Origin of the sequence: Actinosynnema sp. ALI-1.44 (assembly GCF_001984155.1) — a bacterium.
Taxonomy (GTDB): Bacteria; Actinomycetota; Actinomycetes; order Mycobacteriales; family Pseudonocardiaceae; genus Kibdelosporangium.
Window position 1 is genome coordinate 23982 of sequence record NZ_MTQO01000022.1, and the last position, 25649, is coordinate 49630.

24 protein-coding genes, 2 tRNA genes and 1 other RNA gene are annotated in these 25649 nt (G+C 67.3%); 21 read left to right on the top strand and 6 right to left on the bottom strand.

Annotated features, from left to right (window positions below):
- The first annotated feature begins 26 nt into the window (after window positions 1-26).
- A complete protein-coding gene (locus ALI144C_RS01590; protein ID WP_083752613.1) occupies window positions 27-1127 on the top strand; it encodes a YlbL family protein in 1101 nt (366 codons plus the stop codon).
- Window positions 1128-1135: 8 nt separating this feature from the next.
- Here the strand turns inward: ALI144C_RS01590 and ALI144C_RS01595 are convergent, their stop codons facing one another.
- Window positions 1136-1651 carry a PPA1309 family protein gene (locus ALI144C_RS01595; RefSeq protein ID WP_076985186.1) on the bottom strand — a complete coding sequence of 172 codons (516 nt, stop codon included), beginning with the start codon at window positions 1649-1651 and terminating at the stop codon, window positions 1136-1138.
- 124 nt (window positions 1652-1775) lie between these two features.
- Between ALI144C_RS01595 and ALI144C_RS01600 the strand changes: the two genes are divergently transcribed.
- From ALI144C_RS01600 to ALI144C_RS01640, 9 genes are all read left to right on the top strand, one after another.
- On the top strand, window positions 1776-4802 hold the full coding sequence (locus ALI144C_RS01600) for a UPF0182 family protein (protein ID WP_076985187.1): 3027 nt from the start codon (window positions 1776-1778) through the stop codon (window positions 4800-4802).
- A 75-nt stretch (window positions 4803-4877) separates the two neighbouring features.
- Window positions 4878-4951, top strand: a tRNA-Met gene (locus ALI144C_RS01605).
- Window positions 4952-5485: 534 nt separating this feature from the next.
- Complete coding sequence (locus ALI144C_RS01610) at window positions 5486-6655, top strand: hypothetical protein (RefSeq protein ID WP_143230318.1); 1170 nt, start codon at window positions 5486-5488, stop codon at window positions 6653-6655.
- Window positions 6656-6758: 103 nt separating this feature from the next.
- Complete coding sequence (locus ALI144C_RS01615) at window positions 6759-7259, top strand: PadR family transcriptional regulator (RefSeq protein WP_076985189.1); 501 nt, start codon at window positions 6759-6761, stop codon at window positions 7257-7259.
- Between the two features lie 75 nt (window positions 7260-7334).
- Window positions 7335-8432 carry a peptide chain release factor 2 gene (gene prfB / locus ALI144C_RS01620; RefSeq protein WP_076985218.1) on the top strand — a complete coding sequence of 366 codons (1098 nt, stop codon included), beginning with the start codon at window positions 7335-7337 and terminating at the stop codon, window positions 8430-8432.
- A gap of 59 nt (window positions 8433-8491) precedes the next feature.
- Complete coding sequence (gene ftsE, locus ALI144C_RS01625) at window positions 8492-9181, top strand: cell division ATP-binding protein FtsE (protein ID WP_076985190.1); 690 nt, start codon at window positions 8492-8494, stop codon at window positions 9179-9181.
- 40 nt (window positions 9182-9221) lie between these two features.
- Window positions 9222-10127, top strand: coding sequence for a permease-like cell division protein FtsX (gene ftsX / locus ALI144C_RS01630; RefSeq protein WP_076985191.1), 906 nt, complete (start codon window positions 9222-9224; stop codon window positions 10125-10127).
- 31 nt (window positions 10128-10158) lie between these two features.
- Window positions 10159-10641, top strand: coding sequence for an SsrA-binding protein SmpB (smpB, locus tag ALI144C_RS01635; RefSeq protein WP_076985192.1), 483 nt, complete (start codon window positions 10159-10161; stop codon window positions 10639-10641).
- Window positions 10638-11567, top strand: a complete 930-nt coding sequence (locus tag ALI144C_RS01640; protein WP_237773910.1) for an amidohydrolase family protein — start codon at window positions 10638-10640, stop codon at window positions 11565-11567. The genes smpB and ALI144C_RS01640 overlap by 4 nt, the downstream gene beginning before the upstream one ends.
- On the opposite strand, the gene ALI144C_RS01645 is transcribed toward ALI144C_RS01640, so the two are convergent.
- The 3 genes from ALI144C_RS01645 to ALI144C_RS01655 form a co-directional block, all read right to left on the bottom strand.
- The gene (locus ALI144C_RS01645; protein ID WP_076985194.1) at window positions 11535-12806 is read right to left on the bottom strand and encodes an acyltransferase family protein; all 1272 of its coding nucleotides are present in this window, start codon (window positions 12804-12806) and stop codon (window positions 11535-11537) included. The two genes, ALI144C_RS01640 and ALI144C_RS01645, sit on opposite strands and share 33 nt — an antisense overlap.
- A 114-nt stretch (window positions 12807-12920) precedes the next feature.
- Entirely contained in the window at window positions 12921-13565 is a 645-nt protein-coding gene (locus ALI144C_RS01650) for a response regulator transcription factor (RefSeq protein WP_076985195.1), read from the bottom strand.
- A complete protein-coding gene (locus ALI144C_RS01655) occupies window positions 13553-14842 on the bottom strand; it encodes a sensor histidine kinase (RefSeq protein WP_083752614.1) in 1290 nt (429 codons plus the stop codon). The genes ALI144C_RS01650 and ALI144C_RS01655 overlap by 13 nt, the downstream gene beginning before the upstream one ends.
- Before the next feature lie 143 nt (window positions 14843-14985).
- On the opposite strand from ALI144C_RS01655, the gene ssrA reads away from it, so the two are divergent.
- The 8 genes from ssrA to ALI144C_RS01695 all read left to right on the top strand — a co-directional run bounded on the left by ssrA (window position 14986) and on the right by ALI144C_RS01695 (window position 20305).
- Window positions 14986-15366, top strand: a transfer-messenger RNA (tmRNA) gene (ssrA, locus tag ALI144C_RS01660).
- 624 nt (window positions 15367-15990) lie between these two features.
- Complete coding sequence (locus ALI144C_RS01665) at window positions 15991-16461, top strand: DUF4188 domain-containing protein (protein ID WP_076985196.1); 471 nt, start codon at window positions 15991-15993, stop codon at window positions 16459-16461.
- Window positions 16462-16477: 16 nt separating this feature from the next.
- The gene (locus ALI144C_RS01670) at window positions 16478-17194 is read left to right on the top strand and encodes a maleylpyruvate isomerase family mycothiol-dependent enzyme (protein ID WP_076985197.1); all 717 of its coding nucleotides are present in this window, start codon (window positions 16478-16480) and stop codon (window positions 17192-17194) included.
- 82 nt (window positions 17195-17276) lie between these two features.
- The gene (locus ALI144C_RS01675) at window positions 17277-18140 is read left to right on the top strand and encodes a hypothetical protein (RefSeq protein WP_076985198.1); all 864 of its coding nucleotides are present in this window, start codon (window positions 17277-17279) and stop codon (window positions 18138-18140) included.
- A 231-nt stretch (window positions 18141-18371) separates the two neighbouring features.
- Complete coding sequence (locus ALI144C_RS01680) at window positions 18372-19295, top strand: SPFH domain-containing protein (RefSeq protein ID WP_076985199.1); 924 nt, start codon at window positions 18372-18374, stop codon at window positions 19293-19295.
- A gap of 7 nt (window positions 19296-19302) precedes the next feature.
- Window positions 19303-19503, top strand: coding sequence for a hypothetical protein (locus ALI144C_RS01685; protein ID WP_076985200.1), 201 nt, complete (start codon window positions 19303-19305; stop codon window positions 19501-19503).
- A 230-nt stretch (window positions 19504-19733) separates the two neighbouring features.
- The gene (locus tag ALI144C_RS01690) at window positions 19734-20072 is read left to right on the top strand and encodes a hypothetical protein (RefSeq protein ID WP_237773911.1); all 339 of its coding nucleotides are present in this window, start codon (window positions 19734-19736) and stop codon (window positions 20070-20072) included.
- A gap of 14 nt (window positions 20073-20086) precedes the next feature.
- The gene (locus ALI144C_RS01695; RefSeq protein ID WP_076985202.1) at window positions 20087-20305 is read left to right on the top strand and encodes a hypothetical protein; all 219 of its coding nucleotides are present in this window, start codon (window positions 20087-20089) and stop codon (window positions 20303-20305) included.
- Here ALI144C_RS01695 and hrpB read toward each other — a convergent pair.
- Window positions 20271-22610: an ATP-dependent helicase HrpB gene (gene hrpB / locus ALI144C_RS01700; protein ID WP_076985203.1), complete on the bottom strand. Its 2340-nt coding sequence runs from the start codon at window positions 22608-22610 to the stop codon at window positions 20271-20273. The genes ALI144C_RS01695 and hrpB overlap by 35 nt on opposite strands.
- Window positions 22611-22720: 110 nt before the next feature.
- Between hrpB and ALI144C_RS01705 the strand changes: the two genes are divergently transcribed.
- Together ALI144C_RS01705 and ALI144C_RS01710 are read left to right on the top strand one after the other, a co-directional pair.
- Window positions 22721-23224, top strand: a complete 504-nt coding sequence (locus ALI144C_RS01705; RefSeq protein ID WP_076985204.1) for a MauE/DoxX family redox-associated membrane protein — start codon at window positions 22721-22723, stop codon at window positions 23222-23224.
- Between the two features lie 5 nt (window positions 23225-23229).
- Window positions 23230-24033 (top strand): DsbA family protein, encoded by an 804-nt coding sequence (locus tag ALI144C_RS01710; RefSeq protein ID WP_076985205.1) that lies wholly within the window; start codon window positions 23230-23232, stop codon window positions 24031-24033.
- Here the strand turns inward: ALI144C_RS01710 and ALI144C_RS01715 are convergent.
- Window positions 24016-25335: a phenylacetate--CoA ligase family protein gene (locus ALI144C_RS01715; RefSeq protein ID WP_237773912.1), complete on the bottom strand. Its 1320-nt coding sequence runs from the start codon at window positions 25333-25335 to the stop codon at window positions 24016-24018. The two genes, ALI144C_RS01710 and ALI144C_RS01715, sit on opposite strands and share 18 nt — an antisense overlap.
- Before the next feature lie 98 nt (window positions 25336-25433).
- On the opposite strand from ALI144C_RS01715, the gene ALI144C_RS01720 reads away from it, so the two are divergent.
- Window positions 25434-25506, top strand: a tRNA-Ala gene (locus ALI144C_RS01720).
- The last annotated feature ends 143 nt before the right edge of the window (window positions 25507-25649 follow it).

Below are 25649 nucleotides of genomic sequence, written 5' to 3' on the forward strand. Positions count from 1 at the left end.
GTGTCGTCGTCGTAGGCTGTTGCCTCGTGAGTACTCCCAGCAAAGAGGCGACGCCTGAGACCGGCTCGACCGCGGACAAGCGGACGCGGGACGAGCGCTGGCAGATCTCCCGGCGTGGCTGGACTGTGCTGCTGAGCTTCCTGATCGTGATCACGCTCGGGCTGGTCGGGGCATTCGTGCCTGTGCCGTTCGTCGCGCTCGGGCCCGGTCCGACGTACGACACGCTGGGCGCTGTCAACAAGACCCAGATCGTGCAGGTCGACGGAGCGCAGACCTACGAGACGACCGGTCAGCTGCGGATGACGACGGTGTCGCTCAAGCGCGAGGTCACGCTGTTCAGCGCGTTCGGTCTGTGGGTCAGCGGCCGGTACGCGCTCGCGCCGCGTGAGGAGTACATCAAGCCTGGACAGACCGAAGAGGACGTCCAGCAGCAAAACGTGAAAATGTTTCAGGATTCGCAGAGCGACGCCGAGACCGCCGCCATGCGCCACCTGAAGAAGCCGATGAAGGTCGTGGTCGCGGAGGTCACGTCCGGCGCGCCCGCCGACAAGGTCATCGAACCGGGGGACCGGCTGCTCAACGTCAACGGCCGCGCGATCACCCAGCAGGACGACGTGATCGCCGCGATCGAGAACACCAGGCCCGGCCAGCCGATCCAGGTCGCGCTGCAGCGGGGCGGCCAGGACAAGACCGTGTCGGTCACCCTCGGCAAGGCACCGGACGACCGCGTGCAGGGCTTCATGGGCATCAAGGGCATCGACCGGCCCGACGTGCCGTTCAAGACCACCATCCACCTGCAGGACGTCGGCGGCCCGTCCGCCGGGCTGATCTTCTCGCTGGCGATCGTCGACCGGCTCACCCCCGACGACCTCGCCGGTGGCCAGCCCGTCGCGGGCACCGGCGAGATCGACGTCAAGGGCAACGTCGGCCCGATCGGCGGAATCGGGTTCAAGCTGGTCGCGGCCGCCGAGGACGGCGCGAAGACGTTCCTCGTGCCCGCCGCGAACTGCGCGGAGGCCAAGGCCGACCCGCCGCCGGGACTCCAGCTGATCAAGGTCGAGACCCTGGACGGAGCCGTCAAGGCGCTCGAGGACCGCAAGGCGGGCAGGCCCGTCCCCGGCTGTTGAGATGCAGGTCAGTTGAAGGTGGCGTGCAGAGCCGCGGTCAGGTTCGGCGCCAGGTCGGCACCTTTCAGCAGGTCGTCGTGGTCACGCAGGCGCATCACGCACGCCTCACCGCCGTCGCGTAGCACCGCGGCGACCAGGCGCGCCTCCTGACGCTCGGGGTGGTCGGCCGCCAGTTGCCGCAGCCTGGCCTCGTCCTCGCCCGACTCGGTCATCTCGGCTTCCGCCGCAGGTGGGAGCACCACGATCTCCTGGACCAACGCACACCCCGCCACCGCGTCCGGCCACATGATGCCCGCGAGCGCCGCGCCGAGGTCACCATCCGGCAACGAATCCTGCGCGATGGGGGTCAGCGCCGATCCCTCGTCGAGCTGACCAGCCAATTCGGGTTGCATCCGCAGCAGCTCGGCGGTCGGGACCAGGGCGAACAGCTGCGGAGGCTGGTCCCAGCCCGCCGCGGCCACGAACTGCTCGACCTCTACCGCGAGCGCGGGCAGGCCGTCTGTAGTGCTCGACACGGCGGTCATCGTCGCATTCCCCCAGCCGGTGACGGGAACCGGAACTCCGTCCGTAGAGTTGGACATCTAGGACAGCTGTTTTCAGTGCACGGCTGTCAGCCAGACTCAAGTTCGCTATCCAGGAGCGTGTCCAGTGGCCTCTCGGCCCTCGATCGGCTTGCCGAAGCTGTCTCGCCGCAGCCGCATCCTGCTGACCATCGCGGCGGTGATCGTCCTACTGCTCATCGTCGGAGCCCGGCTCATCGACACCTACGTCGACTGGCTGTGGTTCGGCGAGGTCGGCTTCCGGTCGGTGTTCACCACCGAGATCCTCACCAGGATCGGGTTGTTCTTCGCGGTCGCCGTCTTCGTCGGCGGCCTGCTGGCGGTCAGCCTGACCATCGCCTACCGGACCCGGCCGGTGTTCGTGCCCGTGTCCGGCGCGGAGGATCCGCTCGCCAGATACCGCTCGACCATCGTGCAGCGGATCCGCCTGTTCGGCATCGGGCTGCCGGTCGTCACCGGAATCATCGCGGGCTGGGCGGCGCAGGGCGACTGGCAGCGCGTGCAGCTGCTGTTCAACGCCGTCCCGTTCGGCAAGGTCGACCCCGAGTTCGGCATCGACATCGGCTTCTACGCCTTCAAACTGCCGTTCTACGAGTGGCTGATCAGCTGGTTCTACGTCGCGCTCGTCGTCGCGTTCATCGGCGCGGTGATCACGCACTACATCTTCGGCGGCATCCGCCTGGCCGGTCGCGGCGGGCAGCTCTCCGGCCCCGCGCGGGTACACCTGTCCACCGTGGCGGGCTTGTTCGTGCTGGTCTACGCGGTCGACTACTTCTTCGACCGCTACGAGCTGCTGTACTCCGCCCGCAACGACACCTTCACCGGTGCGACGTACACCGACCTCAACGCGGTGATGCCCGCCAAGCTGATCCTGATGTCGATCGCGATCTTCTGCGCCATCGCGTTCTTCGTCGGCGCGTTCCTGCGCAACCTGCAGCTCCCCGCGATCGCGTTGGTGCTGCTCGTGCTGTCCGGCCTGCTCGTGGGTGTGGCGTGGCCCGCCGTGCTCGACCAGTTCTCGGTCAAGCCGAACGCCAACGAGAAGGAAGCGAAGTCGATCGAACGCAACCTCGTGGCCACGAAGGAAGCGTTCGGGCTGACCGACGACAAGGTCAAGATCGAGGACTATCCGAAGGCGGCCGCCTCCGAGCCGTCGTCGGCCGAGATCCGCAACGACAAGGGCACCATTCCGAACGTCCGGCTGCTCGACCCGGGCATCCTGGCACCGACGTTCACCCAGCGAGAGGCGCGAGCCAACTTCTACGGCTTCCCCGACAAGCTGGACGTCGACCGGTACAAGGTCAACGGCAAGGTGCAGGACTACGTCGTGGCGGTCCGCGAGATCAAGACGTCCGGGCTGACCGAGCAACAGAACTCGTGGATCAACCGGCACATGGTCTACACGCACGGCAACGGCTTCGTGGCCGCGCCGGCGAACACGATCGACCGTGCGCCCACCGCGGTCGGTGCGACCGGCGCCAACGCCAGTCAGCAGGGCGGGTACCCGCTGTTCACGGTCAGCGACCTGAACGCGATCGACAAAAAAGAGAAGATGGACATCCCGGTCACCGAACCGCGGATCTACTACGGCGAACTGGCGACGACGTACGCGATCGTCGGCGGCAAGCCGGGGGAGGCGCCGGGAGAGTACGACCCTGTCGGCGAGTCCAAATACCTGTACAAGGGCAAGGGCGGCGTCCCGATCGACGGGCTGTTCAACAGGCTGGTGTTCGCGGCCTACGAGGGCGAGCGCAACATCCTGTTCAACACCGGTATCGGTGAAGGCTCGAAGATCATGTACAACCGTGACCCACGCGAGCGCGTCAAGAAGGCCGCCCCGTGGCTGACGGTCGACACGGACCCGTACCCGGCGGTCATCGATGGGCGCATCCAGTGGATCGTCGACGGCTACACGACGCTGGACAACTACCCGTACTCGCAGTCGACCTCCCTCGGCCAGGTCACGTCCGACTCCCTCGCCGGAGTACCGCGCCAGCAGGACAAGAAGATCGGCTACATCCGTAACTCGGTGAAAGCCACAGTCGACGCGTACGACGGCTCAGTGACGCTGTACGGCATCGATGACAAGGACCCGGTGCTCAAAGCATGGTCCGGCGTCTTCCCCGGCACGGTGAAGCCCGCATCCGAAGTGCCCCAGTCGCTGAAACAGCACTTCCGCTATCCGGAAGACTTGTTCAAGGTCCAGCGCGACCTCCTGGCGCGATACCACGTGACCACGGCGCAGGACTTCTTCTCCCAGCTGAGCTTCTGGGACGTGCCCTCCGACCCGACCAAGGAAGGCAGCGACAGCGGCGCCGCAGCCAAACAGCCGCCGTACTACGTGCTCGCCCAGGCGCCAGGTCAGGACAAACCCACGTTCCAGGTAACCAGCGCGCTCACCGCGCTTCGGCAACAGTTCCTGGCCGCATGGGTCTCGGTGTCCTCCGAACCTGAGGACTACGGTCAGTTCAAGGTGCTGCGACTACCGACCCAGGGCAACCCGACACCAGGTCCCAACCAGGTCCAGAACCAGATGCGGACCACGGACAAGTTCACTCAGGAAAGAACCCTGTTCCAGAACACGGGCGTCGACGTGCGGTACGGAAACCTGCTGACCCTCCCCGTCGGCGGCGGCCTGATCTACGTCGAACCGATCTACTTGCAGCAGAAAGACGTCAACGCCTTCCCGCAACTGGCGCGCGTCCTCGTGGCCTACAAGAACAGGGTCGGATTCGCGGCGACGCTGTCCGAAGCACTCGACCAAGTGTTCGGGCCGGGCAGCGGATCCTCCACAACCCAACCGGGTCAAGGAAACGAGTCGACCCAACCGCCGACAACAACGCCGCCACCATCAAGCAACACACCAGCCCCGCCCAACAACGGAGGCGGCGCATCGCCAGAGCTCAACGCGGCGATCAACGACATCACCTCGGCACTGGCGAAACTGAGGACGGCACAACAAGGCGGCGGAGGCCTCGCCGAAATCGGCAAGGCAATCGAAGAACTCGACGCGGCGACAAAGAAGTACGAGCAAGCCAAAGCCGCGAACACCCAACAACCACAACCCCCGGCAAGCAACCCACCGTCATCCCCAACCCCACCAGGTGGAGGCTGACAGAGTGACGGCGGACACCTAAGAGCCACCCGATTTGCCCAACCCGCAACCCACCAGTAAGCTAAAAGCAACCAACGCGGGGTGGAGCAGTTCGGTAGCTCGCTGGGCTCATAACCCAGAGGTCGCAGGTTCAAATCCTGTCCCCGCTACGCGAGTGGGCGAGCCATGGTCGGTGCTTTCGCACCTTCCGTGGCTCGCTTCGTTTATTTTGAGGGGCCGAGCCCCCCAAGCCCCCCACGGTGCGAGCTCCTTCTGATCCAGCGCTGGGCGCGACTCGCTTTTACCAGCTTTTGGTGTGTGGGTGCGCGTTTTCCCGTTTTTCCCAGAGTTGTTCTCAATAGAGGGTCCCTCGCTGCTCCACTGTGACTGGTGGCGTTCGTCCATCCGGGTTGTTTCTTCCTCTGTGCGCCCGCACCGTGAGCGGCCCAGTCGCTTCGCGGGCGGACGGTGGTGGCGGGTGTGGCATCCGTACTTCGTCAAGTCGGCGTCCCATCACGACTGGTTCGGCGTTCGCTTGGGACGCAGCCGGTTCGCGGTGTTCCGAGTGGAAACCGTTGTCGGTTAACGCATTGGTATACCGTCGATCACCGAGGGCAATTGATGTCCACTGTGGAGTCCACAACGCTGACACGTGCGGTAATCGGCCGAACGCACTGCGCTACTTGATGTTGTCCGGTCGACCGTTGGCCGTCGAACACGGGCCGACCGGCGCGCCGACCATGTTCGGCGAGTGGCTGAGCTGGCACACTGAGCACATGGAGCTCGTGCCACCCTCACCGGAGATGGAGGCCTTGTTTTCCCGGCAAGAGGCTGAGTATGAGCGCCTGGTCCGGGCGAGCTCGTTGCCGTTGCTCGGGATGGCCGAACCCGCGCCGCAGCCGCGTTTGGTCGGCGAGGCCGAGATCGACGACGGTGTCGTGGAAAGCGTCGGACTGGCCTATGGCGACCTGATGCGGCCGAGTGGACCGCTCGTCCAGGTGCACACCGCGCGCTGGCTGCGCACCCGCACCAGCCCGCCGGATCTCCGCTACTTCTTGGAGAACCTGCTGGACAGCATGGGTGACGACGGTCCGGTCGGCGGTGATCCGGTCCCCGCGCACATCGTCGTGAACGGAACGCCGCGACCCGCTTCGCTGCTGCGCACCAGGCGCAAGATGTGGGCCGCCCGTTGCTGGCATCAGGATTCCGACGTCATCGTCGTCGCCAGGGAGTGGGAGCCCGCCGCGACGCACCTCGTCGCCGTGCCGGACATCGAGTCGTTCCTTCGCGGGCGTAGGGAGTATCTGCGGGATCTGCGCACCAACCCGCCGACGATGCCGATCATCGACCGGCCGTTTGACGTGGCCACAGCACATCGTTCGCTCATCGAAGCGACTCTCGCGCGCAGCAGGCAGCTGGAAGCCGCGGCGCGCCAGGGACGCCCGCCGCGGCTGCGCGCGAACGCCCGCAAGCACGGAGAACTCTGGGAAGCGGCTGTCCGGGCGCAGATGCATCTGGCCGATCAGTCCAGACAGGACGCTAACGAGGCAGTGACCATTCTGGTGAACCAGTTGGGCCGTTTGCAGGAGAAGGCGAGCTGGTTCGCCAACAAGCGACTCCGCGACGCCGCTGTTACGGAGACTCTCTTGTACTGGACCGGGATGCGCCTCGAACTGCTCTCCAGGCCCGCGCAGGAGACCTGGCGGACCGTGTGGGCGTCCCAACGCACCTGGACTCCGGACCCGTTCGCACATCAGGAAAGAAGTTCTTCACAGCACGATGATTCGTTGCGGCGCTGGCACGCGGAGCTCATGACGGGACAGGACGAATGGCTTCGTGCCTGGTCGGAGTGGGTGCGGCGGAAGGGCTACTGAGCCAATCGGGTGTACTTGCGACATCCGGGTGACGGTGAAGCCATTGTGGACAGATGCCCTGCCCATTGTGGACAGCGAGCGAAATTCATGGCACGGTGGTTACGTGTCTGAATTGAACGCAACAGCCGCGGCTCTGCTCGGCTTGCTCCATGACGGCCCGAAGACGGGTGGCCAGCTGGTCGCGGTGGCCCGTGAGCGCTTTGGCGCGTTCTTCAGCGTCACGCGCAGCCAGGTCTACCGCGAGCTCCCCGCGCTGGCCGACGCCGGTCTCGTCCGACTCGGCAAGCAGGGCCCCCGCTCCAGCCAGCAGTACCTGATCACGGCCGCGGGCAAGAAGGCCTTCAAGACCTGGCTTGCCTCGGAGCCCGGTCCAGACCACCTGCGCAGCCCGCTGATCCTGCGCCTCGTGCACGCCAGCAACCTGACCGCCAAGCAGCGCACCGCGCTCGTCGACTCCGCCCGGCAGGCGTACAACGCCGAGCTGGAGGAGGCACGCAACTCGGTCAAGAGCACTGACGACACCTACGCGAAGGCGATTGGCGAGTTCGCGGTGGCCCGTGCCCGTGCGGCGCTGAAACTGCTCGACGCGGTCCCGAAAGACTGAACGAAAGGAGCCGGTCGGCGCCAAATGGCCGACCGGCAACGCACCGGCACGCGGTCTGACGTAACCTTCTTGGCCGTGAACCCGGACGTCGCAGCAGACCTGAACGATCTCTCCGCCACGTTGTCGAGCATCGAGGCGGTGACGGATCTCGATGCGCTGCGCGCTCAGGTGACCGAGCTGGAGCAGCAGGCCGCGCGCCCCGACCTCTGGGACGACCCGGAGAAGGGGCAGCAGGTGACCAGCCAGCTCTCCCACAAGCAGGGAGAGCTCCGCCGGGTGTCCGAGCTGCGGCAACGCCTCGACGACCTCCCGGTGCTCTACGAGCTGGCTGAGGACGAGGGCGACGACGGCAGCCTCGCCGAGGCGGACGCGGAGCGGGACAAGCTGCGCTCCGACATCTCCTCGCTCGAGGTTCGTACGCTGCTGTCCGGCGAATACGACGAGCGTGACGCCCTGATCACCGTCCGTTCCGAAGCGGGCGGCGTCGACGCGGCGGACTTCGCCGAGATGCTGTTGCGCATGTACACGCGCTGGGCCGAGCGGCACGGCTACCCGACCGAGGTCTACGACACCTCCTACGCCGAGGAAGCCGGGATCAAGTCCGCCACCTTCAAGGTCTCCGCGCCCTTCGCGTACGGCACGCTTTCCGTCGAACAAGGCACCCACCGGCTGGTGCGGATCTCGCCGTTCGACAACCAGGGCCGCAGGCAGACCTCCTTCGCCGGTGTCGAGGTCGTCCCGGTGGTCGAGCAGTCCGACCACGTCGACATCGACGAGAAGGAACTGCGCATCGACGTCTACCGCTCCTCCGGCCCCGGCGGCCAGGGCGTGAACACGACCGACTCCGCGGTACGCATCACGCACATACCGACCGGAATCGTCGTCTCGTGCCAGAACGAGCGGTCGCAGCTGCAGAACAAGGCGTCCGCGATGGCCGTCCTGCAGGCCAAGCTGCTCGAGCGCCAGCGCCAGGAGGAGCAGGCCAAGATGGACGAGCTCAAGGGCGACGGCGGCTCTAGCTGGGGAAACCAGATGCGCTCGTACGTCCTGCACCCGTACCAGATGGTCAAGGACCTGCGCACCGAGTACGAAGTGGGGAATCCCTCCGCCGTGCTCGACGGCGACATCGACGGCTTCCTCGAGGCCGGAATCCGGTGGCGACGCACTAACTGAGGGTGTTGGACCCCACCAAGGCAACAGGCGGATAACGGTCGTGGGTAGACTCCGCGACCGTGATCCGGCTTGAACATGTTTCCAAGAACTACAAGACGTCGACGCGCCCCGCGCTGGACGACGTCTCGGTGGACATGGACAAGGGGGAGTTCGTCTTCCTGATCGGCCCGTCCGGCTCGGGGAAGTCCACCTTCCTGCGCTTGCTGCTGCGCGAAGAAGTGCCGTCCAAGGGCAAGCTCTACGTCAACAACTTCGACATCACCCGGATGTCCCGCCGCCGGATCCCCCGGCTGCGGCAGTCCATCGGGTGCGTGTTCCAGGACTTCCGACTGCTGGTCAACAAGACCGTGGCGGAGAACGTGGCGTTCGCGCTCGAGGTGATCGGCAAGCCCTCGCACACCATCAAGAAGGTCGTGCCCGAGGTGCTGGAGCTGGTCGGGCTCGACGGCAAGGCGAACCGCATGCCCAACGAGCTGTCCGGCGGTGAGCAGCAGCGTGTGGCGATCGCGCGCGCGTTCGTCAACCGGCCGCTGATGCTGCTGGCCGACGAGCCGACGGGAAACCTCGACCCCGACACCAGCCAGGACATCATGCTGCTGCTGGAGCGGATCAACCGCACCGGCACCACAGTGCTGATGGCCACCCACGACCACTCCATCGTGGACTCGATGCGCCGCAGAGTCGTCGAGCTCGCGTTCGGCAGGGTCATCAGGGACGACGCCCGAGGCGTCTACGGCGTAGGCCGCTAAGCCTTAGTAAATCCCCCGACCTGCGAGGAAACCCGCACCGATGCGTTTCAGTTTCGTGTTGTCCGAGGTACTGACCGGGCTTCGGCGCAACGTCACGATGACCGTTGCGATGATCCTGACCACCGCCATCTCGCTCGGACTGCTGGGGGGCGGTCTGCTGGTGGTGCGCATGATCGACCATATGCGCGACAACTTCGGCGACGAGGTCGAAGTGAACGTGTACCTGAACAAGGACATCAGCGGCACGGACAAGGGCTGCACGGCGCAGCCGTGTGCGGGCATCAAGTCCGCTCTCGAGCAGGACGCCAACGTCGAGGAAACCAGGTACGAGAACCAGGACGAGGCCTTCGAACGGTTCAAGCGGGTCTTCTCGGGACAGCCCGAGCTGCTGGATCTGACCAGGAAGGAAGCGCTGCCCGGCACCTTCCACCTGAAGCTGAAGAACCCCGACCGGGCCAACGTGATCGTCCAGACCTACAGCAACAAACCGGGGATCAGCAGCGTCGAGGACCAGGGCATCTTCCTCGAACGGTTCTTCGGCGTGCTCAACGGCGTCCGGAACGCCACGTGGGTGGTCGCGGCCATCCAGGCCATCGCGGCGTTGCTGCTGATCTCCAACACGATCCAGGTCTCGGCGTTCACCAGGCGGACGGAAGTCGGCATCATGCGCCTCGTCGGTGCGACGCGCTGGTACACACAGCTGCCGTTCCTCTTGGAGGCGGTGGTCGCCGGCCTTGTCGGTGCGGTCCTCGCGGTCGCCGGTCTCGTCGGTATCAAGGGGATCTTCGTCGACAACGTCCTCGCCGAACCGATTTCCGCCGGCATCATCCCGAAGATCGAGATGCTGGACATCTTCTGGCCGGTCGCGCCGATCCTGGTGGCCGTGGCGATCTTGATCTCGGCCATCACCGGCTACGTCACCCTGCGGCTCTACGTGCGAACTTAACCGTTCGCGCGGTGTCGTAGAGTTCATAGTCATGGCGAAAGAACGTGGTCAGAAGGTGATCGCGTCGAACCGGAAGGCGCGGCACGACTACGAGATCCTCGACACCTACGAGTGCGGGATCGTGTTGGTCGGGACCGAGGTCAAGAGCCTGCGGATCGGCCGCGCCTCGCTGGTCGACGCGTTCGCCACGGTCGACGACGGCGAGGTGTGGCTGCGTGGACTGCACATCGCCGAGTACGAGATGGGCACGTGGACCAACCACGAGCCCCGGCGGCGGCGCAAGCTGCTGTTGCACAAGGGCGAGATCCTCAAGCTGATCGGCAAGACCAAGGAGAGCGGCCTGAGCCTGGTGCCGTTGTCGATGTACTTCAAGGACGGCAAGGTCAAGGTCGAGCTGGCGCTGGCCAGGGGTAAGCGTGCCTACGACAAGCGGCAGGCGCTGGCCAAGCGAACGGCCGAGCGCGAGATGGTCAAAGCCGTCGGCCGCGCCCGCAAGCGCGGCGGTGGCTGGTGAGGGATTCCGAGCTCCGGTCGTTCGTGACCGGGCTCGGCCTGCCCGGCATCGTCGACATCCACGTCCACTTCATGCCGCAGTCCGTCCTGGACAAGGTGTGGGCGTACTTCGACAACGCCCGCGAGAACTACGGCCTCGAATGGCCGGTCCAGTACCGGTTCGACGAGGACGAACGGGTCCGGCTGCTGCGGTCGTTCGGCGTCACCCGGTTCGCGCCGCTGGCGTACCCGCACAAGCCGGGCATGGCGGAGTGGCTGAACGAGTGGACCCGCGACTTCACCGCCCGCACCGAGGGGGCCGTGCTCGCCGCGACGTTCTTCCCCGAGCCCGAGGTCGACGCGTACCTGGCCAAGGCGCTGGACGCGGGGGCGCGGTGCGTGAAGGCCCACGTCCAGATCGGCGGCTACGACCCGAGGACGTCCGAACTGGACGGCGCGTGGGGGATGCTCGCCGAGGCGGGCGTGCCCGTGGTTGTGCACTGTGGACACGGCCCGCTCCGCGGCGCGTTCACCGGTCTGGACATCTTCGGCGAGGTGCTGGCACGCCACCCGGAGCTCACCCTCGTCCTCGCGCACGCCGGGATGCCGGATTTCGACGCGGCGTTCGACCTGGTCAGCCGCTACCGGAACGTGTACGTCGACACCACCATGGTCGGGGTCGACTTCGGGGCGCCCGTGCCGGACGACTTCCCTGCCCTGCTGGCCCGTCACCCGGACCGGGTCGTGCTCGGCACCGACTACCCGAACATCCCGTACGAGTACGCACACCAGATCGAAGTGATCGCCGGTTGGGCTGCCCGGGACGAGCGGCTCGGCCCCGAGTTCCTCAGGGCCGTGCTGCACGACACCCCAGCGCGGTTGCTAGGCCGCGCCTCGAGGCCCCCGAGTCACGACCTAGGCATTGCGGACGAGGCTGACCGAAGGTAGCCGGTAGCGCACCGCGAGCAGTCCACTCAGGACGACCGCGCTCCACACCGACGCGCCGACCGGCATCACACCGCTGCCGGGAGCGAACCCGGTCGCCGCGATCCCCAATGTGCCCGCGGCGATCACCGCCGTACCGAGCATGACCTGCAACGCGGGTGGCTGGAGCACGAGCGGCCCTGGTGCCTGGGCCTCGAACCGGCCGAACGCCCGCAGCAGGCCGTACAACACCGCGGCGCACGAACCGATCCACAGGGGCAGGACCGCGAACCAGAGGACGCTGCCGGGGGCCGGCGTGCTGTAGCCGAGGCCGATCGTCCACACACCGGCCACCGCGACCATCGCGGACATGTGCCACAGGTAGAGGCTCATCGACCGGGCACCGACCCAGGTCAGCGCCCGTGCGGCGGCGGGACGCGCGACCAGCGACCGGATCAACGGCCTGGCCAGCAGGATGAGGCCGATCTGGCCGACGCCGAGCGTGATCAGGCACGTGGTCGGCGGGCCCGCGTTCGACACCGGAGCGCCCGGCATGCCGATCATGCTCAGCGGGTACGGTCCGAACGCGACCAGCAAGGCGGTCAGGCCGAAGCCCGTCGCGGCCATCGCCCCGGCCGCCCGCATCGACGGCGGGTTGTTGGCGTAGTGGAAGCCGAGCTGGTGCACCGCGAGCCACACGAAGCCAGCGTTGAGGAACCCGGCCATCGGTACACCGCTGAAGCGCAGCACGTCGACGAGCACAGCCGCCCCGACCAGAGCCGCGAACACGCGCATGCCGTAGCGCTCCTGAGCCTTGATCAGCCACGGCGTCACGAGGATCGCTGCGAGGTACACGGCCATGAACCACAGCAACTGGCCGACCACCGCGCTGCCCACGTCCAACGGCTGCGACGGCACGTCCAGCATGGTCAGCAGGTGCGGCAGGAGCAGCCACACGCCGATCAACGGGAGCATCGGGACCGCGAGGCGGTGCACCCGGGCCGAGAGCCAGTCCCGGTCCGAGCCGCCCCGGCCGCGGTGCGACCGCAGCGACAACAGGTTCGCCGCACCACCGGCGAAGAACACCAACGGCATCACTTGGCCGACCCAGGTCAGTGCCCACCAACCTGGTGTGGCGTAAGCGTTCCCCGTGGTCAGTTCGGTGCCGTTCCAGCCGAGCACCGGCACGAGCCAGTGCTGGAACACCACCAGCACGATGGCCAGAACCCTGACCACATCAAGAAAAGGATCTCGCTTGGACACCGTGTCCCCCGTTTCGCTTGGCTGACAAAAGCTTCGCGAATGGGGGACGGAAGATCACTGGTGTCTGCTCCCAAGCGGGAGAGGGGGTTTTCCCTACCCCGACAGGGGAGTCACCTACCTGCGTTCCAGGTACGCCAGCACGGCACGCACCCTGCGGTGCTCCTCCTGGCTCGGCTCGAGGCCGAGCTTGGCGAAGATGTTGCCGACGTGCTTCTCCACGGCGCCGTCCGAGACGGTCAGCGACTTCGCGATGGCGGCGTTGGACATGCCCTGCGCCATCAGCCCGAGGACCTCGCGTTCGCGCGGTGTCAGCGCGTCGATCGGATTACGTCTGCCCCGTGCCATGAGCTGCGAGATCACCTCCTGATCGATGGCCGTCCCACCGCGAGCGACCCGGTTGACCGCGTCGACGAACTCGGCGACGTCGGCCACCCGCTCCTTGAGCAGGTAGCCGACGCCGCCGGCGCCGGACGAGATCAGTTCGACCGCGTAGCGCTCCTCGACGTACTGCGAGAGCACCAGCACCGGCAAGTCAGGCGTGCGTTCGCGGGCCCGCAACACGGCCCGCAGTCCTTCGTCGGTGAACGTCGGCGGCATCCGGACGTCCACAATGGCCAGATCCGGCCGGTGCTCGTCGAGGACCTCGAGCAGCCGCTCGCCGTCCTCGACGGCGGCGACGGTCTCGATGCCCTCGTCCGCGAGCAGTCGTTCGATTCCGGCGCGCAGCAGTACGGAGTCCTCCGCGATCACCACTCGCACGGCAGGTCCGCCCGGATCACTGTCGGCCCGCCCACGGGGCTCACCACGGTCAGCACGCCGTCAATGGTGGCAGCCCGGTCGGCCAGCCCAGCCAGGCCACCCCCACGCTGCGTAGACGCGCCGCCTACACCGTTGTCAGTGATCTCGACGACAACCTTGCTGCTGCCTTCCCGGTACACGTGGACGGACGCCTGAGACGCGTCGGAGTACTTCGCGACGTTCGTCAACGCCTCGGCCACGGTGAAGTAGGCAGTGCTCTCGACGGCCGCGGGCGGGCGGTTGTCCGACGACAGGCCGTCCTCCACCCGCACGTCCACAGGCACGGGCGACTTCGCGGCGAGCGACGACAACGCCGCGTCCAGCCCACGGTCACCCAGCACGGCCGGGTAGATGCCACGCGCGAGGTCACGCAGCTCCGCGACCGCCTGCTTGGCGTCCGCGTGCGCCTCGTCGATCAGCGCCTTGGCGCCCTCCGGGTCCCGCTCCATCTTGCTCTTGGCCCGGCCGAGACCCATCGCGACCGCGACCAGCCGCTGCTGGGCCCCGTCGTGCAGGTCACGCTCGATCCGGCGCCGCTCGGCCTCGGCGGCGTCCACCCCACGCGCCCGGCTCGCCTGCAGGTGAGCGGCCTCCGCGGCGAGCAACATCGCCTTGCTCGGCCCCAGCAACGCCCTCGCCAGCTTGCCGCGCACCTGCCCGAGCCACTTCGTCGTCACCAGGGCGAGGCACAGAACCAGCACCCCCACCAACGCGGGGATGAGCGTGTCATCGAGCGAGTTCACCAGGTAGGAAGCGCCGCGGACGTCGCCGAAGAGGATGACCCCGTTGTCGACCCACCGGTACCAGATGGGCAGCGTCGCCAGGCCGAGGCCGACCGCCCAGAACACGACCATCCACCCGAACGACGCGATGGACACCGGCAGCAACAGCACGAGGTAGAGCAGGTCACGCCACGTCGCGGGATCGGTGAACCGGCCCTTGAACACCCCGACGAGGCCCGACGGCACCGGCCGGTAGGGATCAGGCACGTAGTAGCCGAGCGAGGCGTACACCAGCCGACGCTCGAACCGGGCGAAACCCCTGATCAGCATCATGGTCAAGATCAGAAGCGGGAACCCCACCCACACGACCAGCGTGCCGAAGGAAACCCCGAGCAACCCCATCACCAGCGGGAACCAGGCCACAGCCATGACGAAGCTGGTGAACAGGTAGACGTTCGCCCCCACGGCACCTGGCTGATGCTGACGCCCGTCAACCTGCTCCACCTGAGTGTTCATGGCACAAGCATCCCAAGCCCAGCTCACAGAGGCGATGGAGCAAGCTGCCATCCCCGGGGTAGGGCCAGCCCCACCCCGGCCCGGTAACCGGAATGAACCACCAGCCCGGGCGCGTTATGCTTGGCGGGTACACACCACAACCAGGGGGTGAACGGTTTCGACTCTGGACGTTGATTCAAGGGAAGCGTGCAGGTGCAGGCGAGAGACCACCTCAAGCGTCGCCGCAAAAAAAATAAGCGCCAAGACTGAAACCAGTCAGGCGAACTACGCTCTTGCTGCCTAAGTAAAAGCGTAGTTTCCTTGTCGGCCCGGGAGTGCCTTCGGCCCGGTTTGCCGGCATCATCCAGAAGGCTCACCGCCGTACTCGGTCGCGGAGTGCGGTTGGGAAGCAAACAGCGACTGGGCCCGTCACACCGGCTAGTTCACGAGACCGGCGGGGTCAAGCAGAGGCACAGTGGACTGCGCACGGAGAAGCCTTGGTGAGGCGGCAGAGGACCCGGGTTCGATTCCCGGCACCTCCACTCGCTCTGGGCGACCCTGCTCGGTTGCTTCGCAACCTCGCCGGGTCGCTCGTCATTATTTTGGGGGGCCGAGCCCCCCAAGCCCCCCACGGTGCGTGCTCCTTTCGACCCAGCGTGGGCGCGTTTTGCTTTTACCAGCGGGCGGCTTTGCCGCCGGGCGCGGGCGCCGGAGGCGCCCCCCTGGGCACTCAGCGCCGGAGGCGCCCTTGGGCGCTCAGCGCTGGAGGCGCCCCTGGGGGCACAGGTGCAGGGATGCCAAGCGCCGGAGGCGCTGTGTGTGGGGGGTGAGGTCCGCCCACGGCAGCCAGCCACGGCGACAGTCTTACGGACCTCGCCCATCCCAAAGCGCGTCAGCGCAGTCCCCGCCTTCGTGTCCCCTTCCTCCCGTATGGCCTGGGCGCAGCCCAACCATGGGTGTCAAGGGGTCCGCCCACCCAAACCAACCCGGCTGGGAACCACACGGATCCCCTTGACGCCCATGGTTGCCTTTGGCAGGCCATACGGGAGGAAGGGGGCGCGGCCCCCTCTCCTCTTGGCGGCCAGCCCGCCGGCGAGGCACCCCCGCCCAGCGACACCCTTGACATAGATAGTAGCTAGCACCACTATTAGATAGTGGCACTATCCAGAATGACGCACCAACATGATGGCGAACTCGTGGTCTTCCTGATCGGGATGACCATCAACAAGCCGTGGCGACCGGACCTGTGGCTGCCTACGGCTCGGGCTATGGGTCCGATGATCAAGGAGCTTGTGCGGGATCCCGAGCTCGGGTTGCTCGGCTACGAACAGAGCATCAGCAGCCGGGGCCCGGTTCTGATCCAGTACTGGAGCTCGCTCGAGAAGCTCTACGCTTACGCGTCCGCCCAGGACGCCGAACATCGTCCGGCCTGGGCGAAGTTCAACCGGAGGGCGGCTAAGGCCAACGGGGTCGTCGGTATCTGGCATGAGACGTTCCTCGTGGACAAGGCCGAGTCGGTGTACAACGCCACGCCGCTGATGGGGCTGGCCAAGGCGACCGAGCTGGTTCCTGTCACCAGGAACTCGGCGCGGGAACGGATCGGCCTCGACACGTCGCGTAAGGCTACGCAGGCGGTGTGACCCCTAGGCTGGTTTCATGCGCATCGAGTGGTTGTTGCAGCAGACGAAGGCGTTCGCTGACGCGGTTGTCGGCGTTGGTCCTGACGAGCGGGTTCCGACGTGTCCGGAGTGGGCGGTGCGGGACCTCGTCGGTCACGTCGGTCACATCCAGCGCCGGGCCGCGGAGATCGTTCGGACCGGGGAGGCGGTCGCTTTCGAGAAGACCGTCGAACCGCGGGCCGACTGGTCGGAGTGGCTGCTGGAGGGCGCCACCGAGTTGGCGGACGCGGTCGGTCGGGACGCGGCCAAGGAGGTCTGGACGTTCCTCGGCGACCGGCAGCCCGCGTCGTTCTGGCTGCGCCGGATGCTGCACGACACCACGATCCACGCCGTCGATGCCGCGTTGACCGCCGCTGTGCCGTACGACATTCCCGCCGCGCTCGCCGAGGACGGCATCGACGAGGGGCTCGACCTGGTGGTGCGGATGCGGACGATGAACCCGGACCTCGCTCGGTTGCGCGGTGATGGCGAAACGCTGCGCCTGGTGTCAGCGGAGGGTGACGGCTGGTTGATCACCCGCACGCCGGACGGGCCGACGTGGGAGCGCTCCGTCACCGGCGGGGCGGATGTGACAGTGTCGGGTCCTGTCCAGGATCTGTTGCTGCTTTTCTACCGCCGCGTTGGTCTTGACGGTGTCACGGTTTCCGGCGAGCGGGACCTCATCACCCATTGGCTGGCGCACACGGCCCTCTGACCGAGGGATATCGTGCAGCCGTAAGGGTTTCACCTACTGGGCCGCATTGACAGGGAATTTCGCCGCCGCTTACGTTCGCTGGGTGGTGACACCGGAACTGCTGGCAGCGGGGCCGTTCCACGAGGCACTGCGGGCGGCGATCAGTGCGAGCGGACTGGCACTCGACCGGATCCGCTACCGCCTGCGGCTACGGGACGTGTCCATCAGCGTGCCTACGCTGAGCAACTGGCAGTCCGGCAGGCGCAGGCCGGAGCGCCCGGAGTCACTGCGTGCGCTGGCCGAGCTCGAAGCCGTGCTCGACCTGCCGCCGCAGGCGTTGCGGTCGTTGCTCGGCCCGCCGCGGCCGCGGGGCAGGGCCGCACACCCCAAGGGGCCCGAGGCGATGCTCAAGGCGTGGGGCAAACCGATCGAGCACTTGCTCGCCGGTATCGACACCTCGTCCGACGGCAGGCTCACGCGGCTCAGCCAGCACGACCGGATCGAGGTCGACGCGGGCGGCAGGCTCGTCGAAGTGGCCAACCGGCAGGTTCTGCGTGCCAGCCACGACGGCGCCGACCGCTGGATCCTGGTGTGGGACACCGACGGCGCGGCGCGGATGCCGGAGGTCGTCGCGGGTCAGCACTGCGTGCTGCGCACCCTGAACACCGACGACGAGACCGGGATGATGGTGGCCGAGCTGGTGTTCGACGCCCCGCTGGCGCGCGGGGAGACGATCATCATGGAGTACAGGATCGTCGGCACGGCCCAACCGGATCGGTTCGTGCGCAGACTGCACCGCACAACAAGGGACTACGTCCTGGAAGCCCGGTTCGACCCGGCGGCTGTCCCGGCCCGCTGCGCGCGGATCTCGTCGCCGTCCTGGGACCTGGCGGCCGGCCCGGCGGGCGCGGTGCACCTGATCGAGTTCAACGCGACGGGCACGATTGGCATCCGCTGGATGATGTGATGGTCGACGGCACGGACACTGTCGTCGCGCCGATGCCACGGTCGTGTGGTCGCCCGCGGAGTTCGGTGCGATGGGCTGGAGCACGCGGTCGAGCTCGGCTTTCGGCGTGAGTTCGAGGAGATTGCGGATCCGCTGCGGCGCAACGAAACCCGCGAGTAGATGATCGCCCGCGAGGCGCCAGGGCGACGGGGGTGCGTGGTAAAAGTGATATCAGTTTGCTAGGCTGTCGATATGAACGATATCGCAGTCGACATGCCCACACCCCGGGTGCGGGAACGCAACGCGGTCGAGCGGGGTGGCCTGCCGGTCGCCGGGATCGCCTTCGTCGTCGACCTCGCCGCGGCGGGTCTGCTGGTTTGGGGCGTGCTGCAGGCCGCCGACGGCGCGAGGTCGCTCGGCGTCACCCTGATCGTGATCGCCGCCGTGCTGATGCTCGTGGCGACGGTGTTCGCGATCGGGCTGACGATCGTCGCGCCGGGCGAGGCCAGGGTGCTGCAGTTCCTCGGCCGGTACGTCGGGACAGTGCGGACCGCCGGGCTGCGCTGGGTCAACCCGTTCACCACGCGCGTCAAGGTTTCCACGAGGATCCGCAACCACGAGACCGCCGTGATGAAGGTCAACGAGTTGGACGGCAACCCGATCGAGATCGCGGCCGTGGTCGTCTGGCAGGTGCAGGACACCGCGCGGGCGATGTTCGAGGTCGACGACTTCGTCCAGTTCGTCAGCATCCAGACCGAGACCGCGATCAGGCACATCGCCAACAGCTACCCGTACGACTCACACGGCACGGAGGTGCTTTCGTTGCGGGACAACGCCGACGAGATCACCGAGAAGCTGTCGGCGGAGATCAGCGCGCGGGTCGAACCGGCAGGCGTCCGGGTGATCGAATCGAGGCTGACGCACCTGGCGTACGCTCCGGAGATCGCGCAGGCGATGCTTCGCCGCCAGCAGGCGGGTGCGGTCGTCGCCGCCCGGCAGCTGGTCGTCGAAGGCGCGGTCGGGATGGTCGAGCTGGCGCTGGACCGACTGGCCCAGAACGATGTCGTCGAGCTCGACGAGGAACGGAAGGCCGCCATGGTCAGCAACCTGATGGTGGTGCTATGCGGTGATCGCGACGCCCAACCTGTCGTGAACACCGGCTCGCTCTACCAATGAGGTTGTTGTGGCGGAACGCAAGAGCGTCCTGTTGCGACTGGATCCCGCGGTGCACGACGCACTGGCCCGGTGGGCGAACGACGAGCTGCGCAGCACCAACGCGCAGATCGAGTTCCTGCTGCGCCGGGCCCTGTCGGAAGCCGGCCGGATGCCGAGTGACGCGGCCCGGCAGCGGCGTCAGGGCAGGCCCCGCAAGGACGAAAAGTGAGCTTTGCTACTTTGCGCAACACGGCGAGCGCGCGGCTTGGGCCGGACGGGCAGGATTCTGACTTTCCGTAACCTGCCCGTAATTGGTATACCAGCTCCCATCTACCTCTCAATACCGTACGTGACCAGCGAGTTTCCTCCTTTTGCGAAGTGATTCCAGCACCCGGTTCTGCCAAAGTTGGTACTGGGAGGTGGTGCGCTGTGTCACCGACATCCAATGACCGTGCGCACGTGCGCGCACTGTTGCAACCGGGTGAAGAGATCAGCTATTTGTTTCCGGCCTCGATGGTCGGCGGACCGTACAGCTCGTCACACTTCCTCGTCGCCGTCACCGATTCCTCGATCACCGTGCTGGACACCGGGCTGGGTGGCCGCACGAGGCCGAACGCGGTGTGGCGCAGGTATCCGAGGCACACCAAGCTAGGCCCGGTCGACCTGACGGTGATCCCCGAGTTCCAGCTCGGCGGCCGGGTGTACGAGGTGGACGAGGAGTACGTGGCGGAAATCAACGCCGCGGACGCGGAGTGGTCGGCTGATGCCATGCCGCCGGATCCGCTGCCACACCTGTAGGTAGATTGACCGCCGTGGAGGAAGAGTCTGAGCTCGACGACCTGATGGGCGCCGGGGACAGGGTGGCCGGGGCGCGAAAGGCGCAAATGCCGAAAGCGCGCGCGTTCTGGCACGCGGCCACCCGTGGCCGCTACTGGCCTGCGACCGTCCTCGTGGCGCTCGTGGTCGTCGGCTTGCTGATCTATTTCGCGGTCCTGCTCATCGCCGGGATGTTCGCCGGGATCGTGGAGTAGCGGTCAGCGGGTCGGCAGGCCAGTCGTGTTTGGGGTACCGGCCGCGCAGCTCGGCCCGGACCTGCGGGTACCCGTTCACCCAGAACGACTCCAGGTCGTCGGTGACCGCGGCGGGGCGACCCGCGGGCGACAGCAGGTGCAGCAGCACGGTCACCTTCCCGTCCGCGATCACGGGTGCCTGGCGCCAGCCGAAGACCTCCTGCAGGCGTACGGCCAACACGGGCCGTTGGCCTTCGTAGTCCACCGTGATCCTCGATCCGGACGGCACCTCGATGCGTTCCGGCGCGAGTTCGTCCAGCCGTGTCGCGGCGGGCCACGGGAGCAACGCGCGCAACGGGTTGATCCTGGCGAGATCTCGCCGGTGGCGCGCGCCCGTCACATCCACAGTGGACAGGATGTCCGCTTCGGCGACGGACGGCCACGGGTCGCCGATCGTCCGGTGCAGCAACGCCATCCTGGCGTGCAGCCGTGGGTCCCAGTCGAGCAGCGACAGGCCCTCGGTCCGCACGCCGTCGCGCAGGGCGGCTTCGACGGCGGCCGGATCCGGGTCGGCCAACGGCCGCTCCGACAGGGTGATCGCGCCGATCCTGCGCACCCGGCGCGCGACCACGTCGCCGTCCCAGGTCACCTCGTCCACTTCGGACACACCGACGATCTCGGCCGCCAGGTCGGCGTCGGCGGACGCGGCCAGCCGGACGCGGCCGTGTTTCTCGCCCGGTTTGCGGTCGGCGACCGCGATCGCGAGCCATTCCCTGTGGTCGAGACCCGTGCCCGGTGGCAGTTCCACCGCTGTCCCGCCGGTCATCAGGTAGACGCGTGACTCCGCTGACCTCTTGCGGGCCAGCCGTTCCGGATACGCCAACGCGACCACTCGTGCGGGGTCGCCGGGCTCCTGCGACCGCGGCGCCAACGCTGCGAGGCGTTGTGACTCACGGCGCCAACGCTGCGAACTGCCCACCTTGCGCAGCGCGGTGTCGATGTCGACGTCGTCGGTGAGCGTGTCGTCGTCGAGCAAGGCGACCACGTCCGCGGCCTGCTTGCCGCCGTCCAGCAAGGCCCTGGCCAGTCTCGGGTGCAGGCCGACGTCGGCCATCGCGCGGCCTCGATCCGTTGGTGTGCCGTCGTTGTCCAGCGCATGGAGGTCGTGCAGGACCGACTGGCCCGCTTTGAGCGCGCCCTCCGGCGGTGCGTCCCACCACCGCAACGCGGTCCCGTCCGGCGTGCCCCAGCAGGCCAGTTCCAGCGCCAGCCGAGTCAGGTCGGCGACTTTGATCTCCGGTTCGGGATAACGCGGCAATGTCGCGTGCTCGTGCTCGGGCCAGCACCGGTACACGTGACCCGGCCCTTCTCGTCCCGCGCGGCCGGCTCGTTGATCGGCGACAGCGGCCGACGTGCGAACCGTGGCCAGCCCCGGCAGTCCGCGCCGGTGGTCGACCCTCGGCACCCTGGACTGGCCGGAGTCGACGACGGCACGCACGCCGGGCACAGTCAGGCTCGACTCCGCCACGGCGGTGGCCAGGACGACCCGTTGGTGGTTCGCCGGTTTCAGCGCCGTGTCCTGGTCCCGGGTCGCGAGGCGGCCGTGCAGCGTGACCACGTTCACGCCGTCGAGCAGTTGCCGTACCCGGTTGATCTCGGCGGCGCCGGGTAGGAACACGAGCACGTCACCGTCCGTTTCGGACAGTGCACGGCGGGTCGCGCGGGCGACGCATGCCTCAAGTCGCTCGCCACGCATCGGCGGGAGATAGGTCGTTCCTGTCGGGAACGTGCGGGCGTCGACCGTCAGAACCGGGGCGTCGCCGAGCAGTTCGGCCAGCCGCTGCGCGGCCACGGTCGCACTCGTGGCCAGCAGTTTCAGCTCCGGCCGCAGCGCCATCGCGTCGGTCACCAGCGCGAGCAGCAGGTCGGCGTCCAGGTGCCGTTCGTGGCACTCGTCGAGCATCACGACATCGACACCGGACAGTTCGGGGTCGTGCTGGATCCGCCGGACGAGCAGGCCGGACGTGACCACCTCGATCCGGGTGTCCTTCGACGTCCTGCGGTCGCCGCGCACGGCGTACCCGACCGTGCGGCCGACCGGCTCGCCCAGCAGCGACGCCATCCTGGCCGCCGCCGCGCGGGCGGCCAGCCTGCGCGGCTCGGCCACCACGATCCGGCCCTCCAGTGACGGATCCAGCAGTGCCAACGGAACCACTGTGGTCTTGCCCGTGCCCGGCGGCGCCACCAGGATCGTCGTGCCGTGGTCGGTCAGCGCTCGGGTCAGGTCCGGCAGGACGGCCCGGATCGGCAGATCGGGAAGGTTCATGCGGGCGGATCACGTCGCTTCGGTCACGTCGATTCGGTTACGTCGGGAACTCGCCTGGCGGGTGTTCGTCGCTCAGGTAACCCTCAGTTTGCCCGGGTATCGTCCGTCGCGTGGTTCGACCGTCACCTCGTGTGCTTGACGGGATCGGCACAGTGGCGCGGCTCGGGCTGGCGGCTGTGTGGTTCGTGTCGGGCGCGATCAAGGCAGCAGACCTGAACCAGGCCTACATCGCGGTGCAGGCGTATGACCTATTGCCGCAAGGCGTGGTCAGTGTCGTGGCGGCGGCCGTGCCGTTCATCGAGATCGCACTCGGCCTGCTCCTGCTGCTCGGACTGGGCACGCGGCTGGTCGCGGTGCTGTCGGCGGTCGTGATGCTCGGGTTCGTCATCGCGATCTCGCAGGCGTGGGCCCGCGGGCTGACCATCGACTGCGGCTGCTTCGGCGGCGGCGGGCAGGTGACCGCGAGCGAGACGGCGTATCCACAGGAGATCGCACGGGATATCGGGTTCCTGGTGCTGATGGGCTGGCTGATCGTCCGCCCGCGTACCTGGCTGTCCATGGACGGCTGGCTGACCAGGCGCCCGGCTGAAGCGGCAGTAGTGGGAGAGGACTGAAGGACGTGGGAGGAGCCCAGCGCAACGCGCGCAAGCGCAAGCAGGAGCTCGCCGCGCAGCGGGCGGTACTGGCCGCGCGCAAGGCAAAGAGCGACCGCAACAAGATCATCATCACCGTGGCGGTCGTCGTGGTGATCGCGGCGGCGGTGGTGACCGGCATCCTGATCACCAACAACCAGAAGAACAAGACCGAGGGCATGCAGATCCCGGTCAACAAGGCCTCCGAGCAGGTGCAGGTCAAACGCGACGGCGCGACCGTGCTGGTCGGCAAGGACAGCGCGAAGGTGACCCTGGATGTCTACGAGGACTTCCTCTGCCCGGCGTGCGGTCAGTTCGAGGGCGCGTACGCCACGCAGATCGACAAGAAGGTCGAAGAGGGCTCGGTCCGCGTCCGCTACCACATGCTCACCCTGCTCAACGACCGCTCCGACCCGCCCGGCTACTCGCTCGACTCCGCGAACGCCGCGCTGCTGGCCGCCGACGAGGGCAAGTTCCCCGCGTTCCACGCGAGCCTGTTCAAGGCCCAGCCGGAAGAGGGCGCGCGCGGCTACGACAAGGACCAGTTGATCAAACTGGGCCAGGACATCGGCATCGACTCGCCCGCGTTCGCCGACGGCGTGCGCACCGGCAAGTACAACCAGATCGTCGAGGACGCCTACCAGCAGGTCGCCAAGGACCCGAAGCTCCAGCAGGACTTCGGCAAGGGCCAGCGCGGCTTCGGCACGCCCACCCTCGCCGTCGACGGCCGGATCGTGCAGACCGACGACCCGGAGTGGTTGAACAAGCTCACGTCACAGCAGACCGGCTAGCGGCGGTTCACCCTGGTTCCAGCGAGCCAGGCGGCGTGCCTTGCCCACCTCGGTACGGGGCACGCTGCCTGGCTCGAGTGCTGTCACAGCACAGGTGATGCCCAGCCGTTCCCGCAGCGCCACCACGAGATCTCGCTCAAGCGCGGCCGTGTTCACGCTGTCGGTGAACGGTTCGACCGCGACCCGCAGTTCGCTGCGCCGCGGGTCCCTGCGGTCCTCGACGACGAGGTAGTGCGGGCTGACCCGCTCGTCGGCGAGCAGGACAGCCTCGACCTCGGTGGGGAACACGTTGACGCCACGGATGATGAGCATGTCGTCCGTGCGGCCCTTGAGCTTGCTCATCCGCTTGAGGGTCCGCGGACTACCGGGAACGGGGTCGGCGAGCGCGGCGACGTCACCTGTGCGGTAGCGGATGAGCGGCATCCCGGTCTTGGTGAGCGTGGTGAACACCAACTCGCCCGGTGTGCCGTCCGGGACGGGAACGCCCTGCGCGTCGACGGCTTCGACGAGGAAATGATCCTCGGCGACGTTGAGCATGCCCGCGGAATCCAGCGACTCGCACGCCACCCCAGGCCCGATGATCTCCGAAAGCCCGTAGATGTCCAACGCACGGATGTCCAGCAAGCCCTCGATCTGCGCCCGCATCTCGTCGGTCCACGGCTCGGCGCCGAAAACACCGACCTTGAGCGACGTCGGCTCGCCTTTGAGCGCCTCGCCGAGATGGATCGCGTACGACGGCGTGCACGTGAGGACATCCGGCCGGAGATCCTGGATGAGTCGGATCTGCCGATCGGTCATCCCACCGGAAACGGGGATGACGGTAGCGCCCAGGTGCATGCCCCCGTGGTGCACGCCGAGGCCGCCGGTGAACAGCCCGTAGCCGTACCCGTTGTGGATGACACTCCGCCGCGTCGCCCCCGCCCCGCCGAGCGCCCGCGCCATCACACTGGCCCACACCTCGATGTCGGAAGCGGTGTACGGGATGAGCGTCGGCCGGCCGCCGGTGCCGGAGCTGCCGTGCACACAGACAATGTCGTCGGACGCCTGCAACCCGGACGGGTAGTTCTCCCAGATGTCGGCCTTGGAGATAGTCGGCAGCCCAGGCAGGTCGTCGAGTGTGACATCCGTCCCACTGCCGACACCCGCCGCCCGCAACCGCTCGGCCTGGAGGTTCCCCGTCGCCAGCACCCGGTCGATCACCCGTCCCAACCGGCGCTCCTGCACCAGCCGTCGCCGCTCGGGAGCGATCCCCTCGGCATCCGCGTCCACCAGGGGCACAACCACGTCATCTGCGCTGATCACAGCAACGGTCTAGCACCCCCGTGCCCAGAACGCGACCCCCGGTTCCACTGCGTCATAGCGGGTCATGTACGGTATCCAAGCACTCGAAAGAGCGCGGCGGGGCTGTAGCGCAGTTGGTAGCGCACCACACTGGCAGTGTGGGGGTCAGGGGTTCGAATCCCCTCAGCTCCACAGTTGTTGAAATTTCGAAAATCAGCCTCCGACCTGCATGGACAGGTTTGGGGCTGATCTTTTTCTGTGCCCTAAGTGGATGATCGGTGACGGATCTAGAGCAGATCTGGAGCACGGTGATCAACACCGCGAAACAGGGTCAC

What these genes read in the sequence shown, in the direction of transcription:
- ALI144C_RS01595 (WP_076985186.1), bottom strand. Translation starts at nt 1,651, where the DNA reads ATGACCGCCGTGTCGAGCACTACAGACGGCCTGCCCGCGCTCGCGGTA.
- ftsX (WP_076985191.1), top strand. Translation starts at nt 9,222, where the DNA reads ATGCGTTTCAGTTTCGTGTTGTCCGAGGTACTGACCGGGCTTCGGCGC.
- smpB (WP_076985192.1), top strand. Translation starts at nt 10,159, where the DNA reads ATGGCGAAAGAACGTGGTCAGAAGGTGATCGCGTCGAACCGGAAGGCG.
- ALI144C_RS01655 (WP_083752614.1), bottom strand. Translation starts at nt 14,842, where the DNA reads ATGAACACTCAGGTGGAGCAGGTTGACGGGCGTCAGCATCAGCCAGGT.
- ALI144C_RS01665 (WP_076985196.1), top strand. Translation starts at nt 15,991, where the DNA reads ATGACGCACCAACATGATGGCGAACTCGTGGTCTTCCTGATCGGGATG.
- ALI144C_RS01670 (WP_076985197.1), top strand. Translation starts at nt 16,478, where the DNA reads ATGCGCATCGAGTGGTTGTTGCAGCAGACGAAGGCGTTCGCTGACGCG.
- ALI144C_RS01680 (WP_076985199.1), top strand. Translation starts at nt 18,372, where the DNA reads ATGAACGATATCGCAGTCGACATGCCCACACCCCGGGTGCGGGAACGC.
- hrpB (WP_076985203.1), bottom strand. Translation starts at nt 22,610, where the DNA reads ATGAACCTTCCCGATCTGCCGATCCGGGCCGTCCTGCCGGACCTGACC.